General features: G+C 74.1%; 16 protein-coding genes and 1 pseudogene. 9 read left to right on the top strand and 8 right to left on the bottom strand.

Annotated elements, in window-relative coordinates:
* The first annotated feature begins 50 nt into the window (after window positions 1-50).
* From ACSLIC_RS04270 to amaP, 4 genes are read left to right on the top strand one after another with little or no spacing between them, the layout of a single operon-like run.
* The gene (locus tag ACSLIC_RS04270; protein WP_436736328.1) at window positions 51-242 is read left to right on the top strand and encodes a hypothetical protein; all 192 of its coding nucleotides are present in this window, start codon (window positions 51-53) and stop codon (window positions 240-242) included.
* The gene (locus ACSLIC_RS04265; RefSeq protein ID WP_436736327.1) at window positions 239-589 is read left to right on the top strand and encodes an Asp23/Gls24 family envelope stress response protein; all 351 of its coding nucleotides are present in this window, start codon (window positions 239-241) and stop codon (window positions 587-589) included. Before ACSLIC_RS04270 ends, ACSLIC_RS04265 begins: the two co-directional genes overlap by 4 nt.
* Window positions 586-1,251, top strand: a complete 666-nt coding sequence (locus tag ACSLIC_RS04260; RefSeq protein ID WP_436736326.1) for a DUF6286 domain-containing protein — start codon at window positions 586-588, stop codon at window positions 1,249-1,251. Before ACSLIC_RS04265 ends, ACSLIC_RS04260 begins: the two co-directional genes overlap by 4 nt.
* A complete protein-coding gene (gene amaP / locus ACSLIC_RS04255; RefSeq protein ID WP_436736325.1) occupies window positions 1,248-1,835 on the top strand; it encodes an alkaline shock response membrane anchor protein AmaP in 588 nt (195 codons plus the stop codon). Before ACSLIC_RS04260 ends, amaP begins: the two co-directional genes overlap by 4 nt.
* 61 nt (window positions 1,836-1,896) lie before the next feature.
* On the opposite strand, the gene ACSLIC_RS04250 is transcribed toward amaP, so the two are convergent.
* The 3 genes from ACSLIC_RS04250 to ACSLIC_RS04240 all read right to left on the bottom strand — a co-directional run bounded on the left by ACSLIC_RS04250 (window position 1,897) and on the right by ACSLIC_RS04240 (window position 4,598).
* A complete protein-coding gene (locus tag ACSLIC_RS04250) occupies window positions 1,897-2,652 on the bottom strand; it encodes an SDR family oxidoreductase (RefSeq protein ID WP_436736324.1) in 756 nt (251 codons plus the stop codon).
* Between the two features lie 67 nt (window positions 2,653-2,719).
* The gene (locus ACSLIC_RS04245) at window positions 2,720-3,544 is read right to left on the bottom strand and encodes an SURF1 family cytochrome oxidase biogenesis protein (protein WP_436736323.1); all 825 of its coding nucleotides are present in this window, start codon (window positions 3,542-3,544) and stop codon (window positions 2,720-2,722) included.
* Between the two features lie 79 nt (window positions 3,545-3,623).
* A complete protein-coding gene (locus ACSLIC_RS04240) occupies window positions 3,624-4,598 on the bottom strand; it encodes a DEDDh family exonuclease (RefSeq protein ID WP_436736322.1) in 975 nt (324 codons plus the stop codon).
* 284 nt (window positions 4,599-4,882) lie between these two features.
* Between ACSLIC_RS04240 and ACSLIC_RS04235 the strand changes: the two are divergent.
* Together ACSLIC_RS04235 and ACSLIC_RS04230 are read left to right on the top strand one after the other, a co-directional pair.
* Window positions 4,883-5,239: pseudogene (locus tag ACSLIC_RS04235) on the top strand (sterol desaturase family protein); the annotation flags it as partial.
* Window positions 5,236-5,940: a lysoplasmalogenase gene (locus ACSLIC_RS04230; RefSeq protein ID WP_436736321.1), complete on the top strand. Its 705-nt coding sequence runs from the start codon at window positions 5,236-5,238 to the stop codon at window positions 5,938-5,940. The pseudogene ACSLIC_RS04235 and the gene ACSLIC_RS04230, both read left to right, overlap by 4 nt.
* Before the next feature lie 4 nt (window positions 5,941-5,944).
* On the opposite strand, the gene ACSLIC_RS04225 is transcribed toward ACSLIC_RS04230, so the two are convergent.
* From ACSLIC_RS04225 to ACSLIC_RS04215, 3 genes are all read right to left on the bottom strand, one after another.
* Window positions 5,945-7,024 (bottom strand): CopD family protein, encoded by a 1,080-nt coding sequence (locus ACSLIC_RS04225; RefSeq protein WP_436736320.1) that lies wholly within the window; start codon window positions 7,022-7,024, stop codon window positions 5,945-5,947.
* A 70-nt stretch (window positions 7,025-7,094) separates the two neighbouring features.
* A complete protein-coding gene (locus tag ACSLIC_RS04220; RefSeq protein WP_436736319.1) occupies window positions 7,095-8,501 on the bottom strand; it encodes a CoA transferase in 1,407 nt (468 codons plus the stop codon).
* A 130-nt stretch (window positions 8,502-8,631) separates the two neighbouring features.
* The gene (locus tag ACSLIC_RS04215; RefSeq protein ID WP_436736318.1) at window positions 8,632-10,179 is read right to left on the bottom strand and encodes a S8 family peptidase; all 1,548 of its coding nucleotides are present in this window, start codon (window positions 10,177-10,179) and stop codon (window positions 8,632-8,634) included.
* 594 nt (window positions 10,180-10,773) lie between these two features.
* Between ACSLIC_RS04215 and ACSLIC_RS04210 the strand changes: the two genes are divergently transcribed.
* The 3 genes from ACSLIC_RS04210 to moaA all read left to right on the top strand — a co-directional run bounded on the left by ACSLIC_RS04210 (window position 10,774) and on the right by moaA (window position 13,865).
* Entirely contained in the window at window positions 10,774-11,088 is a 315-nt protein-coding gene (locus tag ACSLIC_RS04210; protein WP_018470487.1) for a DUF485 domain-containing protein, read from the top strand.
* Window positions 11,085-12,725 (top strand): solute symporter family protein, encoded by a 1,641-nt coding sequence (locus ACSLIC_RS04205; protein ID WP_436736317.1) that lies wholly within the window; start codon window positions 11,085-11,087, stop codon window positions 12,723-12,725. The genes ACSLIC_RS04210 and ACSLIC_RS04205 overlap by 4 nt, the downstream gene beginning before the upstream one ends.
* A gap of 150 nt (window positions 12,726-12,875) precedes the next feature.
* On the top strand, window positions 12,876-13,865 hold the full coding sequence (gene moaA / locus ACSLIC_RS04200) for a GTP 3',8-cyclase MoaA (protein WP_436736316.1): 990 nt from the start codon (window positions 12,876-12,878) through the stop codon (window positions 13,863-13,865).
* 23 nt (window positions 13,866-13,888) lie between these two features.
* Here moaA and ACSLIC_RS04195 read toward each other — a convergent pair whose 3' ends face one another.
* The gene (locus tag ACSLIC_RS04195) at window positions 13,889-14,149 is read right to left on the bottom strand and encodes a hypothetical protein (RefSeq protein WP_436736315.1); all 261 of its coding nucleotides are present in this window, start codon (window positions 14,147-14,149) and stop codon (window positions 13,889-13,891) included.
* A gap of 19 nt (window positions 14,150-14,168) precedes the next feature.
* A complete protein-coding gene (locus ACSLIC_RS04190) occupies window positions 14,169-15,728 on the bottom strand; it encodes an AbgT family transporter (RefSeq protein WP_436736314.1) in 1,560 nt (519 codons plus the stop codon).
* Window positions 15,729-15,749 lie beyond the last annotated feature (21 nt).

The raw sequence follows: 15,749 nt of genomic DNA, 5'->3' as shown, positions 1-15,749 counted from the left end.
CCGCACCCGGGCCGGAGCAGCCGGCTCGGGCCGGCCAGAAGGAGCACGAGATGAACATGGCCCTGATCGGCCTGGTGGCCGGCCTGACGCTCGGCTTCGCCGGATACTTCGGCGGGTTCGGCGCCTTCGTCCTGGTGGCGGCGCTCGGCGCGGTCGGGTTCCTCCTCGGCAGGTTCGCCGACGGAGACCTGGAACCCGGCGACTTCTTCCGCTCGCGCGGACGTGACACCGGGCGCGGGTGACGCCTGTGACCAGCGAACCGGTCGCTCCGGCGGAGCGCGGCGAGACCCGCATCGCGGACCGGGTCGTCGCCAAGATCGCGGGGCAGGCCGCGCGGGAGGCGCTGCGCGGCAACCAGCGGGACGCGGACCCGCCCCGTGCCACCGTCAGCATCCACCAGGACCGCGCCCGCGTCCGGGTCAGCGTCGACATCGGCTACCCGACCGACATCGGCCGCCAGTGCGGCGCCGTACGCCGCCGGGTCACCGAACGCGTCGAGGGACTCACCGGCATGACCGTGCCCGAGGTCGCCGTCCAGGTCGAGAAGTTGCGTGTCGCCACGGGCCGCACGCAAGGGAGGGCCCGATGAGCGAGACCCCCGAGCCGGGCGGAGCCACCCGCTCCGGCAGCGGCGGGGTGCTGGAGAAGGACCCGCGCGTGCTCGACGCCACCCCGGCCGAGCACGGACCGGGACTGGCCCCCGGCGGACGCGCCCACCGCTTCTGGTCGGCGCGCCGCATCCCCGCCGCCCTCACCGCCCTGGTGCTCCTCGGCGCCAGTGGCCTCCTGCTGTACGACGTGGTCGCGGTGCGGGCGGGGCACCGGGCGATGGCCTGGCGCCGCACGCTCGCCGACGAACTGGCCACGCGCCCCCTGGACGACATCTGGACGCTGGTCGGCGCCGGTGTCGCCACCGGGCTCGGCCTCTGGCTGCTGCTGCTCGCGCTCACCCCCGGGCGCCGCCGCCTGCTGCCGATGAACCGTGTCCACCCGGACGTCCGCGCCGTGCTGCACCGCAAGGCGGCAGCCCTCGCCCTGCGCGACCGGGCGATGCGGGTGGCGGGGGTGCAGAGCGCCAAGGTGCGGCTGAAGCGCCGCAAGGCCAAGGTGCGGGCCGTCGCCCACTTCCGGGACGTGGACGAGGTGCGTGCCGATCTGCGCTCCGCCGCCACCGAGGCGGTCGAGGACCTCGGCCTCGCCCGCTCCCCGAAGGTGTCGGTCAAGGTCGTCCGTCCCCAGCGAAAGAGGTGACCGGCGTGCGAACCAAGGTCAACCGCGTCCTGCTCACCCTGGCCGGCCTGCTGCTGCTCGTCGCGGGCGGCGCCACCCTCGCCGTCGGCCTCGGCGTGAAGCCGCCGTCCTGGTGGATCTACGACAACCGCCACGAGGTACTGCTCACCGAGGCCAACCGCACCCGCTGGCGTGACGAGGGCTGGTGGTGGCCGGTGGTGATCGCCGCCCTCGCGGTGATCCTGCTGCTCGCCCTGTGGTGGCTCTCGGCCGAACTGCGCCGCCACCGCCTCGCCGCGCTCGCCGTCGACACCGGCGACGGGGACGGTGCCGAGGTGCGCGGCAGCGCGGTGGAGGACGCCCTCGGCGACCAGGCGGAGCGGCTGCCCGGCGTGGACCGGGCCAAGGTGCTGCTGCGCGGCCGCCGCGACTCTCCCGAGGTCAAGGCCGGCCTGCGGCTGGAGCCGAACGCCGGGCCGCGCGAGACGCTGGAGCGACTGGTCGGCCAGGGCCTGCGGGATGCCCGGGGCTCCCTCGGCCGGGACGAACTCCCCGCCGAGGTCATCCTCAAGTCAGCCCGTCACAAGGCGGAACGGGTCTCCTGACCCGCGTACGGAAAAGGGGCCCGGCGGCGTGCCGGGCCCCTTCCGCGCGCTTCGCGGCCGGTCAGAAACCGTGCCGTACGCCGCCGTCGACCGGGACCATGACGCCGGTCAGGTAGGAAGCGGCGGGCGAGAGGAGGAAAGCGGCGGTGCGGCCGAACTCCTCCGGGCGGCCGTACCGCTTCAACGGGATGGACGCCTCGGCGGCGGCGCGGGCGGCGGCCGGGTCCTCGGCGAATCCGTCGATCTCCCGGATGCGGTCGGTGTCGATCTTCCCGGGCAGTACGCCCACCACCCGGATGCCGCGCGGGCCGACCTCGTTCGCCAGCGACTTGGCGAACCCGGCGAGCCCGGGGCGCAGTCCGTTGGAGACGGTCAGGCCGGTGATCGGCTCGTGGACGGAGCCGGAGAGCACGAAGCCGATGACGCCGCCCTCACCCAGTTCGGCCGCGGCCGCCCGCGCCAGGCGCACCGCGCCCAGGAAGACCGAGGCGAAACCGGCCTCCCACTGCTCGTCGGTGGTGGAGGCGGCCGAGCCGGGCGGCGGCCCGCCCACGCTGATGAGGACGCCGTCGAGGCGGCCGAAGCGCTCCTCGGCGGTGGCGAGCAGCCGCCCGGCCGCCCGGGGATCGGCGTTGTCGGCGCCGACACCGACGGCGTTCGGGCCGATCGCCTCGGCCGCCTGCTCGGCGGTGCCCTGGTCGCGGCCGCTGACGACGACCTTCGCGCCGTCGGCGGCCAGCGCACGGGCGGTGGCGTTGCCGAGGCCACGGGTGGCGCCGGTGACGACGTAGACGCGGTCCTTCAGTCCAAGATCCATGGCGCACATCCTGCCGTGCGGGGGCGGCCGGGGGCGAGGTGGGGGGTGGCGCGGACCCAGACCCGGGTCAGCCGCCCACGGCGACGGGCTCCGACTCGGGCGTGCCGCCGTCGCCGCCCGTACCGCTCCCGGCCTCCCCGGAGGCGGCCTCGCGCCGGTCGCGGGCGTCGCGGCGGACCAGGACCACCCAGCCGATCGGGACCGCCGCCGCGAAGAGCCACCACTGCACGGCGTACGCCATGTGCGGGCCGATGCCGCCGTAATCGGGGCCCTTGACCAGCTCGGGGCCGTCCGCGCCCGGGGCGGGGGAGACCTGTTCGACGTAGCCGCCGACGACCGGCACGCCGAGGGCGTCGGCCTGCTGGCCGCTGCTGATCAGCATGATCTGCCGGTCGGGCAGGCCCTTCAGGTCCTTGATGCCGCTGGCGGCAGTGGTCTCGTCCGGCATCAGCCGGCCGGTGAGGGTGATCTCGCCGGAGGGCGGGGCGGGGATCTTCGGCAGCGAGGTCTGCGGCCCGTCGGAGGGGACCCAGCCCCGGTTGACCAGCAGCACGGTGCCGTCGTCGAGCCTGAAGGGGGTGAGGACGTGCACGCCGACCTTGTCGTCGGCGTTGGTGCGGCGGCGCACCACGACCTCGTGCTCCGGGTCGAAGGTGCCCTCGGCGGTGACCCGCCGCCACCGGTCGCCCTCCGCCACCGAGCCGCCCGGCTCGGTCAGCTCCCGCACCGGCACGGGGTCGGCCTTGACCGACCGCTCGATGCGCGCGTTCTGCTCGACGCGGTGCTCGTGGCGGTGCAGTTGCCAGAAACCCAGCTCGATCATGGTGGGGATCAGGAGCAGGAAGACCAGCGTCACGATCACCCACTGCCGGGACAACAGGAAGCGGTACACGCCTTGACGGTACCTGGCGGTCCCGAGGCTCCTCAGGCCGGGCCCGCCCCATTCGTCCCGAGCCCCGGCGGCCGGGGGCTCAGCCGCCCGGCGCGGGGGCCACGTCGTGGAGCAGCTGGCCGAACGCGGCCTCGTCCACCACCGGCGTGCCGAACTGGCGGGCCTTGACCGTCTTGGACGTGCCCGAGTCCGGGTCGTTGGTCACCAGCAGGCTGGTGAGCCGCGAGAGGCTGGTCGCCACGTGCAGCCCCGCCTCGGTGGCCCGGTCCTCCAGCAGTTCCCGCTCGGTGGAGGTGTCCCCGGAGAAGGCGATCCGCATCCCCTGCGCCAGCCGCCCGCCCGGCTCGTACCGACCCGGGTTCGGGTAGGGGCAGGCCGGCCGCTTGCGGGCAGGGCGCCAGGAGGACGGGCCGCCGTAAACGGCCTGGCGGCCGACCCTCGGGGTGGCGGGCGGCTCGGACCACTCGGTCAGCGGGCGGCACTCCAGCAGGGGCAGCCGCACCCCGCCCCCGGCGGCCGCCGCGAGGCTCGGGCGGAACGCCTCGGCCAGCACCCGGGCGTCGTCCAGCGCGTGGTGGGCGCGCTCCTGGACGACCCCGAAATGCGCGGCGAGCGACTCCAGCTTGTGGTTGGGCAGCGGCAGCCCCAGCTCCTTGGAGAGGGCGATCGTGCACAGCCGCTGCCGTACCGGCGCGACGCGCTCGGCGCGGGCGTACTCGCGCGCCAGCATCGACCAGTCGAAGGCGGCGTTGTGGGCCACCAGGACCCGGTCGGCCAGGCGTGCCGACAGCTCGTCCGAGATGTCCTTGAAGAGCGGGGCGTCCTTCAGGACGCCGGTGGTCAGCCCGTGAATCCACACCGGGCCCGGGTCGCGCTCCGGGTTGACCAGCGTGTACCAGTGGTCCTCCACGCGCCCCAGCGCGTCGAGTTGGTAGACACCGGCCGAGACGATGCGGTCGTCCCTGGCCAGACCGGTGGTCTCGACGTCGACCACGGCGTAACCCGTCGGGTAGGTGGCCGGCCAGGCGGATGCGGGCGTGTGGTCTTCGAGCATGGTCGTAGAGAATACGGGGTGCGTGGAGCGCGGGCAGTGGGGTGTCTGTCCCTTTGCTCCCCGGCGGGTGCGAGAGGGCGTGCCCCGAGCCGGGCGGACGGAGCGTCAGGCGGGCGTGCGCCGGGGGCGCGCACTTGGTGGAATCCGCCAACGGGAGCGGTCTTACCCCCGGTAAGAGTTGTCGTGCCGGACCCCTCCCGCCAGGCCGCGCCCCGCCTTACCGTGCGGGCATGCCGAACCTCGCCGACGTGGCGCTCCGCTCCGTACCCGCCTTCGTCCCGCTCACCGAGCGGATCGGCCGCCGCCTGCCACGCCCGGTCGGGTTCCTCTTCGACACCCTCTCCCGCCACCGGGTCCACCACACCTCCCCGAGCGGCTACCCGGAACGCGGCTCCGGCGGCATACTCATCGTCCGGGACCGCCTCGCCGGCTCCTTCGCCCCCGAGACCGTCCGCCCCGTCCACGGCCTCGCCGAGGACATCCAGAGCGGCGGCCCGCTGCGCGTCGCCACCCACGAGCACGCCGCCGCCCGGCCCGTCCGCGCCGCCGCCCGGCGCGAGCGGGCCGGCCGCGTCCTGCGGGCACCTGGCCGGCCACCCGCCCCGCCCACCACGAACACCACCCCGGAGGCCACCCGATGAGTACCGGCACCCCGCTGCCCCCCCGCCGTGCCCTGGCCGCGCGCCTGCTGCTCGGCGCCTTCGCCGTGGTCGTCGCCCTGGACCTGGGCGGCCTGCTCGCCGGGCACCCGGAACTGCACCTGGCGGTCAAGCCCCTGCTGCTCTCCGTCCTCGCCGCCTGGGCCGCCGTGCGCGGCGGACCGCCGCTGCTGATCGCCGCCGCCGTCTTCGGCTGGGGCGGCGACACCCTGCTCCGCTTCGAGGACGACACCGCCTTCCTCCTCGGCATGGGCTCCTTCGCCGTCGGCCACGTCTGCTACCTGTTCCTCTTCGCCCGGTACGGCAGCGCGCCGCGCCGCGCCCTGCCGCTCGGCGCCGCCTACGCCGCCGCCCTCGTCCTGCTCGTGGCGCTGCTCTGGCCCGGCCTGCCCGCCGGACTGCGGCTGCCGGTCGCCGCGTACAGCCTGCTGCTCACCGCGATGGCCTTCGGGGCGCTGCGGCTCGGCGCCGCCACCGCCGTGGGCGGGCTGCTCTTCCTGCTGTCGGACGCCCTGATAGCGATGGACATCGCCGAGTGGAACACCCCGGCCCCGCACGACTTCTGGGTGATGTCGACCTACCTGGCCGCCCAGTACCTGCTGGTGACGGGTGTGCTGCGGGCCGCCGCGACACCGCGCGCCGAGGCGGCACCGGACCAGCTCCGCCCGCCCGTGGGCGCCTGAGCAGTCACCAGCGGATCGGTACGGGCAGGGCGGTGAGCAGCGCCGACACCGCCACCACCAGGCCGAGCAACGCCACCTCCGCGCGGCCCGGGGCGAACACCGCTCCGGGGTCGCCGGCGGCGACCGCGCGGCGCCGGGCCCGCAGCGCCAGCACCGCGACGACGGCGAGCAGCAGCAGCTTGGCCAGCAGCGCCCGCCCGTAGCCGGTCGCGGTGAGCTGCTCCAGCACGGTGTCCGGCGGCATCCTGCGCAGCGTGGAGAGGGTGCCGGTGACCGTGACCGCGGCGAACAGCCAGGCGGCGGCGCGGGCGTAGCGGGCCAGCAGCGCCGCCCCCTGCCCCCGCAGGCCGTGGCCCTGCCAGAGCCGCAGCACACGCAGCACCTGGAACAGGCCGCCGGCCCACAGTGCGCCGCACGTCAGGTGGACCACGGTCAGGGCGGAGCCGAGCAGCGGCGTCTCGATCTCGGGATGCGCGCGCACCGCCTCGGCCACCACCAGCACCGCCAGCGGCAGCGCGGCGAGCCCGGGCCGTTTGGAGAGCGCCAGCAGCCAGGCCGCCGCGAAGGCGTTGATCTCCAGCAGCGCCAGCACGCCGTCCCCGGTGCCGTACAACTCGCCGAAGCGCAGCTCGGACCAGTCGCGCGGCCAGATGTTGCCGTTGGCGACGACCGCGGAGAGGGCGACGGCCGCGACCAGGCCGCAGCAGGAGGCCGCCGCCGACCAGGCGCGCGGCATCAGCCGGTCCGGGGCGCCGGGGACCGCCGGGACCATCCGCGCCACCCACACCTCGCCCGCCTGGACGCAGAGGGCGGCGAAGAGCACCGCCCGCAGCAGCCCGGCCGGCCGGGCCGCCGGGGCGAGGGCCTCACCGGTGCCCTCCAGCACCGGCCCCGGGCCGAGCAGCGGGATCAGCGCGCCGAGCGTCAGCAGACCCACCACGGCCAGTGCGCGCGCCGCGCCCGTGACCGACGGCAGCGCGACCACGCGCGCGGGCCGGACACCGTGTTCCTCGGCCACCGGGGCGGCCTCGGCGGGGCGGGGCGTGCCGACGGGGCCGTCGGCGGGCGGTCGTATGAAGCTCATTACAGGATCTTCACTGTCGGCGCGCGAGGACGGCAAGTCGCGCAGAGCAACGGGAGGACCCCCTTCCGGATCAGTGCGTGGACTCCTCCCAGCACGGCGCGTCCGCGCCCCACAGGCCGGGTGTCCGGGACCAGTCGCGGGGCCCGCCCGCGAACTCCACGGGAGACGGCGCGTACCGCAGGGTGCCCCGCTCCGTGACGGCCTCGCGCAGCAGCGGTTCCGGTGCCGCGCCCGGCCCGGGCGGCGTGCCCCCGGGTACGTCCGCGTGCAGCAGGGTGTGGGCGGTGCGGGCCAGGCTCAGACGCAGCAGGGAACCCTCGCCGGTGCGGTGGCGCCGGGTCAGCGCGCGCAGGACGGCCGCCGCCAGGAGGTAGCCGGTGCCGTGGTCGAGGGCCTGCGCGGGCAGGGCGCCGGGCGGGCCGTCCGCCGCGCCCTCGTCGCGCTCGGCCACCGCGACGCCGCTGGCCGCCTGCACCAGGCTGTCGAAGCCCCGCCGCCCGGACCACGGCCCGGTCCACCCCCATGCGGAGAGCTGGGCCACCACCAGCCCCGGCCGGCGCGCCGCCAGTTCCTCCGGCGCCATCCCCGGCAGGGCCTCCAGGGCGCCGGGCCGGTAGCCGGTGACGACCACGTCCGCCGTCTCCAGCAGACGGCCGAGGACCGCCCGCCCCTCGGCGGTGGCCAGGTCGAGCCGGGCCGAGCGCTTGCCGAGGCCCGTGTCGTCCAGCGCGTCCTGGCTCTCCGGCAGCCACGGCGCGTCGAGCCGCAGCACGTCCGCGCCGAGCAGCGCCAGGGTGCGGGTGGCGACGGGCCCGGCCAGCACCCGCGTCAGGTCCAGGACCCGCAGCCCGGCCGTCGCGTACCCGGGCGGGCGGCCGGAGGGCGGCAGGGGCGCACCGCCCGGCGCGAGTGGCCGCCGCTCGGCCAGGGAGTGCCCGGCCGCCGCCACGCCCTGCGGGTGGCGGGCCCAGGTGGCGCGGTCCCGGACCGCGACGGCGAGGCCGCCCGCCGCGTACACCGCCTCCTCGGTGTCGGCCGCGTCCCGCCCGGCGAGCTCGGCGGCCAGCTCGCGCGGCCCCGCGCCCTCGGGCAGCCCGAGGGCTCCGAGGAGCCGGGCGCGGTGGTGCGGGTAGTTGGCGTGGGTGCGGACCCAGCCGTCGGCGGCCCGCCAGAAGCCGGAGAGCGGTGCGAAGGTGACGGGCTCGCGGGCGTTCAGCCGGACCAGCCGGTCGCTGCGGAAGGCGCCGCCCACCGCCCGGTCCGCCACCCGCACCCGGGGTACGGGCCCGCCGCCGCGGGCCGACGCCAGCTCGGCCGCCGCCAGGGAGCAGACGGCCACCGTGGCGCGCGCCAGTGCCGCGGCGGGCAGCGCGGCCCGGTCCAGCGCGGCCGGCGCGCGCTCCTGCGCGATCCGCTCCAGCTGCCCGGGGCCGCCGCCGAGCGCCGCCCACATCTCCCGTGACATGTCGTCCGTCATCCGGCCATCCTGCCGCGTGGGCGGGGGAGGGCACGCGAAAGCCCGGGAACGGGGAAGGAGTCCGGCGCTACGCCGTCGTCCCGCCCGTTCCCGGGCCCAGAGGGTCGAGCGCCGGAGGCCGGCGCCCGGGTCAGCGCCTGGTGACCGCGTCCAGCGCGTCGGCCATGCCCGCGCCGTAGAAGCCGGCGCCTGACTTGCCGCCTTCGCAGACCGCGTCGGCGACGCCGTCACCGTCGAGGTCGTACGGCTCCGGGCAGGCCAGCGTGTCGGCCTGGGCCTTCAGCAGCGCCTTGACCTGGAAGGCCGGGGCCTTCGGATGGGTCGACTTGATCAGCGCGGCGACGCCCGCGACGTGCGGGCCGGCCATCGAGGTGCCCGCCATGTAGCCGTAGCCGCCGCCCGGCAGGGTGCCGAGGATGCGGCCGTCCACGGCCGGGGCCTCGGGGGTCTGCAGACGGGTCGAGTCGCCGCCGGGGGCGGTGATGTCGATGACGCCCTTGCCGTAGTTGGAGTACGACGACTTGAGGTTCTTCGCCCCGGTGGCGGAGACCGTCACGACGCCCGGCAGCTGGGCCGGGATGTCCAGGCAGGTGTCGGGGTCGATCTCACGGTCGACCGGCTCCGAGTCGTTCGGGCTGTCACTGTCCGGCAGGGTGTCGGCGGCCAGGTCCAGGTCGGAGTTGCCCGCCGAGGCGACGTTGACCGCGCCCTTGCGCTCCGCGTACGCCGTCGCCCGGCCGACCGCGTGGACCAGCGCCTTCTGGTCGGCGTCGTCGGTGCAGTTGAACATCCACGGGTCGGTGTAATAGCTGTTGTTGGTGACGTCCACCCCGTGTTCGGCCGCCCACATGAAGCCGCAGACCACGGCCTCGGTGTAGAAGAACCCGTCCGGCTGCGCCACCTTGATGCCCGCGATCTTCACGCCCGGGGCGACACCGGTCATGCCGATGCCGTTCTTGGCGGCGGCGATCTCGCCCGCGATGTGCGTGCCGTGCGGGCTCTCGCCGGCCTGCGGGCGCCAGGCGCCGTCCGCCGTGTCCGGCACGCCGCCCACGCAGTTGACCGAGGCCGCGCGGTCGAAGTTGGGGGCCAGGTCGGGGTGGGTGTCGTCCACGCCGGTGTCGATGACCGCGACGGTCACCTTGCTCGACCCGAGCGACTTCTGGTGCGCCTTGTCGGCCTTGATGGCCGGCAGGTCCCACTGGAGGCCCTGCAGCGGGTCCTCGTCGCCCTCGGCCTTGAGCGCGGCCGCGTCCAGCTGCTTCTCGCTCAGCGCCACCGGGGCACCCATGTCGTGGGTGGACTGCGTGGCGAGCGGCGTGGTCCGGGTCGCGCCGGCGCTCTGCACGCCGGGCACCTTGCGGATCTTCTCCGCGAAGTCGGCCCGCGCCGAGTGCGCCACGACGACACCGATCTTGTCGTACGCCTTGACGACGGTGCCGCCGGCCTTGGCTATCGCTCTCTCGGCGAGAGCCGAAGCGAGCTTGCCCGGCAGGATGTTCACCACGTAGCTGAACTGCTCTCCGTCGGCGGCACCCGCGGTGGTGGCCGTCGTGGCGGCGGGGGCCTCCTCGGCGGCCGAGGCCGTCGTGACGGGGACCAGTACGAGGGACGAGGCCACCGCCAGCCCCATCGGGAGGGCGAACGCGCGGCGCGCGCGTGCGGAGGAAGCGGTCATGAGGCTCTCCGAATTCTGTAAGGAGTGCGCACCACCCGGCCGCCAGGACGCGTGGACCCCCGGCCGGCCGGAGTCGTGCGGAGGACCCGGCATTCGTGCACCGTGGACCGACCGCCCGGCAGCCGATGGCGGCACCTGGGCAGGTACATGACGCGTGTGCAGAACGCAGCCAATCACCAAGCCGCCCTGCCAGCAATGGCCTTCGGGAAGAAATCAACTTCACCGTGAACCACTTCGGCCGGGCCGCCGTGACGTTGTGCAGGGGAGAAGAGCCAGGGGTGCCCCGGTAGGCCCGTATCGCGGCTTCGCGGAAGGCCCCTGGTCCAACCCCCTTACGGATCACGCCCCGGCCGCCTAGCATCGCCAACCGTCGCGTGATCCACATCACTGCGAGGTCCGCGCACCGTCATGCCCACCCCCGCTGAACACCCCATTCCGTCCGGCACGACCGGACTGCCGGGCCCCTCGGTCCCGGCAGCGCCGGCCGGCCCGGTGGACCCGTCACATCCCACCGCACCCGCACCGCGAGGAGATTCCGTGGCTACCGAAGCCTCTCCACCGTCGAAGGGCGAAGCGCCCGACAAGCCCCCTGCCATGCCCTCGACGGCGGCTTTCGTGGAGGCGCAGGAAAGCGCGGAGTTCGGCGAACTCCGCCGTGCCCACCGCTCCTTCGCCTTCCCCCTGACGATCGCCTTCGTCCTGTGGTACCTGCTCTACGTGCTGCTCTCGAACTACGCGGGCGGCTTCATGGGCACCAAGCTCTTCGGCAACATCAACGTGGCCCTCGTCCTTGGACTCGGCCAGTTCGCCACCACCTTCCTCATCGCCTGGTGGTACTCCCAGCACGCCGCGAAGAAGCTCGACCCGCGCGCCGAGGCGATCAAGGCCCGTCTGGAGGGCGACGCATGAGCACCACGACCACGCTCGCGACAGGAGCGGCCCACCTCGCCGCCAACGAGGCCAGCCAGCACCGCCCGCTGATCATCACGCTCTTCGGCCTCTTCGTCGTCGCCACCCTCTTCATCACCGTGTGGGCCGGCCGCCAGACCAAGAACGCCTCCGACTTCTACGCAGGCGGCCGCCAGTTCACCGGCTTCCAGAACGGACTCGCCGTCTCCGGCGACTACATGTCGGCCGCCTCGTTCCTCGGCATCGCCGGCGCCATCGCCCTCTTCGGCTACGACGGCTTCCTCTACTCCATCGGCTTCCTCGTCGCCTGGCTGGTGGCGCTGCTGCTGGTCGCCGAACCGCTGCGCAACTCCGGCCGCTACACGATGGGCGACGTCCTCGCCTACCGCATGCGCCAACGCCCGGTCCGCACCGCCGCCGGCACCTCCACCATCGTCGTCTCGATCTTCTACCTGCTCGCCCAGATGGCCGGCGCCGGCGTGCTCGTCTCGCTGCTCCTCGGCATCACCAGCGACAGCGGCAAGATCCTCATCGTCGCCCTGGTCGGCGTTCTGATGATCGTCTACGTGACGATCGGCGGCATGAAGGGCACCACCTGGGTGCAGATGGTCAAGGCCGTCCTGCTCATCTTCGGCACCCTGCTCATCACCTTCATGGTGCTGCTGAAGTTCAACTTCAACATCTCCGACCTACTGGGCAAGGCCGCCGAGAACAGCGGCCACGGCGCCGCCTTCCTGGAACCCGGCCTCAAGTACGGCCTGACGCCCACCTCGAAGCTGGACTTCCTCTCGCTCGGCATCGCCCTGGTCCTGGGCACCGCCGGCCTGCCCCACATCCTGATCCGCTTCTACACGGTGCCGACCGCCAAGGCCGCCCGGAAGTCGGTCAACTGGGCCATCGGCATCATCGGCGCCTTCTACCTGATGACCATCGCCCTCGGCTTCGGCGCCGCCGCGCTCATCTCGCCCGAGGAGATCACCGGCTCCAACAAGGCCGGCAACACGGCGGCACCCCTGCTCGCCCTGCACATCGGCGGCGTCGACTCGACGTGGGGCGCGGTCCTGCTCGCCACCATCTCCGCGGTCGCCTTCGCCACCATCCTCGCGGTGGTCGCCGGACTCACCCTCGCCTCGTCCTCGTCGTTCGCCCACGACATCTACGCCAACGTCATCCGCAAGGGCGAGGCCACCGACAAGGAGGAGGTCCGCGCCGCGCGCTGGGCCACCGTCGCCATCGGCATCGTCTCCATCGCGCTCGGCGCCCTCGCCCGCGACCTCAACGTCGCCGGCCTGGTCGCCCTCGCCTTCGCGGTCGCCGCCTCGGCCAACCTCCCGACGATCCTCTACAGCCTCTTCTGGAAGCGCTTCACCACCCAGGGCGCGCTGTGGTCGATCTACGGCGGCCTCGCCTCCTCGGTGCTGCTGGTCCTCTTCTCGCCGGTCGTCTCCGGCAAGGAGACCTCGATGTTCCCGAGCGTCGACTTCGCCTGGTTCCCGCTGGAGAACCCGGGCCTCATCTCCATCCCGCTGGGCTTCCTGCTCGGCTGGCTCGGCACGATGCTGTCGAAGGAGACCCCGGACAAGGAGAAGTACGCCGAGCTGGAGGTCCGCTCGCTGACCGGCACCGGCGCGCACTGACCCGCTCCCCGGCGCCCCACCGGCCCCACGGCCGGCGGCCGGCGCCGGGACGCGCGACCCCGGGCGGATCGGACCGCTGCCGCCCGCCCCCGCCTCGCGTACGCTCGCCAGCAGGCAACGGAACGACGACCACGGGAGCTGGCGCGGCAGATGCTCATCGACACCTACGGCCGAGTCGCCACCGACCTGCGCGTCTCCCTCACCGACCGGTGCAACCTCCGGTGCACCTACTGCATGCCGGAGGAAGGGCTCAGCTGGCTCGCCAAGCCCGACCTCCTCACCGACGAGGAGATCGTGCGGCTGGTCCGTGTCGCCACCACCGCGCTCGGCGTCACCGAGGTCCGCTTCACCGGCGGCGAGCCCCTGCTCCGCCCCGGCCTGGTCGGCATCGTCCAGGAGTGCGCCGCCCTGGAACCGAGGCCGCAGCTCTCCCTCACCACCAACGGCATCGGCCTCGGCCGCACCGCCGGCGCCCTGAAGGAGGCCGGACTCGACCGGGTCAACGTCTCCCTGGACACCCTGCGGCCCGAGGTCTTCAAGACCCTCACCCGACGCGACCGCCACCGCGACGTCCTCGCCGGACTGGCCGCGGCCCACGCGGCCGGCCTGACCCCCGTCAAGGTCAACTCCGTCCTCATGCCGGGCCACAACGCCGACGAGGCCCCCGACCTGCTCGCCTGGGCCGTCGCGCACGGCTACGAGCTGCGCTTCATCGAGCAGATGCCGCTCGACGCCCAGCACGGCTGGAAGCGCGAGGGCATGATCACCGCCGGGGACGTCCTCGCCTCCCTGCGCACCCGCTTCACCCTCACCGAGGAGTGCGCCGGCGAGCGCGGCTCCGCCCCCGCCGAACGCTGGCTGGTCGACGGCGGCCCGCACCGCGTCGGCGTCATCGGCTCGGTCACCCGGCCGTTCTGCGCCGCCTGCGACCGCACCCGGCTCACCGCCGACGGCCAGATCCGCACCTGCCTCTTCGCCTCCGAGGAGACCGACCTGCGGGCCGCGCTGCGCTCCGGTGCCCCGGACGGGGAACTGGCCCGGATCTGGCGGCAGGCGATGTGGGGCAAGAAGGCCGGCTCGGGCCTCGACGACCCCGCCTTCCTCCAGCCCCGGCGCCCCATGTCCGCCATCGGCGGCTGAGCCGCACCCCGCGTACGCGTCGTTCAGCGCGGCTCGTCGGGCGCCTCCCAGTCGGCGAGCGGCACCACGTCCTTGAGGAAGCCGCGCACCCCCAGGAACTGCGAGAGGTGCTCGCGGTGCTCCTCGCAGGCCAGCCAGGTCTTGCGCCGCTCGGGCGGGTGAAGTTTCGGGTTGTTCCAGGCCAGCACCCAGACGGCGGCAGCCCGGCACCCCTTGGCCGAGCAGATCACGGCGTCGGGGTGCCGGGCGCCGCCGAGGGGCCCGGGAAAGTCGGGGAAGTTCACACCCGCGACCCTAACTCCCTCACTCCATACGGATTCCGGCCCCCGGCCCGAGCGGCAGGTCGAAGGCGTAGAAGAGCCCCAGCACCGCCAGCCAGGTCACCAGGAACGGCACCACGAAGACCGCGAGGCGCGACATCAGCGTGCCGAGCTGCGCGCTGGGCTCGTACCGCTTCAGCAGCGCCAGCGCGAGGAAGAGGTACGGGTTGAGCGGGGTGATCATCTGGGTGGCGGAGTCGGCGATGCGGAAGGCGGCCTGGGTGAGGGCCGGCTCCATGCCGATCAGCATGAAGGTCGGCACGAAGACCGGAGCCATCAGCGACCACAGGGCCGAACCGGAGGTGATGAAGAGGTTCAGCACCGCCACCAGCAGCACGAAGAGGACCACCGCGGTGAATCCGGTCAGCCCCACCGACTCCAGCAGCCCCGCACTCTCCACGGCCAGCAGCGTGCCGACGTTCGACGAGTTGAAGACCGCGATGAACTGCGCGATCACCAGGATCAGCACGATGTACGAGGCCATGCCGGTCACCGACTCGGCCATCATCCGCGGCACGTCCGCCGCCTGCTTCACCGTGCGCGCCACCACGCCGTGGACCACGCCGCCGATCAGGAAGGCGCCGAAGAGCAGCGGCACCACGCCGGTGAGCACGGGGGAGGGGACCAGCGCCCCGCCCTCGCCGCGCAGCGGACTGCCCGGCATCAGCCACACCGCCAGCACCACCGCCGCGTAGACGGCGACGGCGGCGCCCGCCGCCAGCAGGGCGCGGAGCTGGAGCGGGGTGACCTCGGCCGAGTGCTCCTCCTCGCCCCGCGGCGCCGAACCGTCCCCGGCCGGCTCCGGCAGCCTCGGCTCCAGCACCTTGGTGATGAGCAGCCCGCCGACCAGCGCCAGCAGCAGGCTGGCGGAGGCGGTGAAGAAGTAGTTGACCAGCAGATGGGTGGCCGCCTCGGCGCTCATCGGCAGCACCTGGGCGGCCTTCTCGGTGATCCCCACGTACAGCGCGTCCAGCGCGCCGACCGTGAAGCCGGCCGCGTAACCGGCGCAGACGCAGGCGAACGCGCCGATCAGCCCGGCCACCGGGTTGCGCCCGGCGGCCCGGAAGGCGATGGCGGCCAGCGGCGGGATGACGAGCATGGCGATGTCGCTCATGACGTGCGCCTGGCAGGCGACGAACGCCACCACGTACGGCAGGACGCGGACCGGGGCGCGGGCGATGGTGGCGCGGACGGCGGTCTCCAGCAGGCCGGACCGCTCGGCCACACCGACCGCCATCATCATCAGCAGCACGGTGCCGAGCGGCGGGAAGCCGGTGAAGTTGACCAGCGCGTTCTCCAGCAGCCAGCTGATCCCCGCGCCGGAGAAGAGCCCCTTCACCTCCAGGTGCTCGTCGGTGCCGGGCACCGTCACCCCCGCGCCGGTGGCGGCGAGGACGGTGGAGACGACGCCGAGCACCAGGAAGAGGACGGAGAAGAGGTAGAAGGGGTGGGGCAGCTTGTTGCCGAAGCGCTCCAGGCCGGTCATCAGCCGGTCGAGTAGGCGTCCGGCCCGGGTGTCGGGCGCGGTGGCGGTGTCCTGCACTGCGGCGGCCTTTCGGGGGGT

Origin of the sequence: Streptomyces sp. BBFR102 (assembly GCF_051397025.1) — a bacterium.
Lineage (GTDB): Bacteria > Actinomycetota > Actinomycetes > Streptomycetales > Streptomycetaceae > Streptomyces.
The sequence above is the reverse complement of the archived record's forward strand: the minus strand, read 5'-3'. Positions and strand labels throughout refer to the sequence as shown.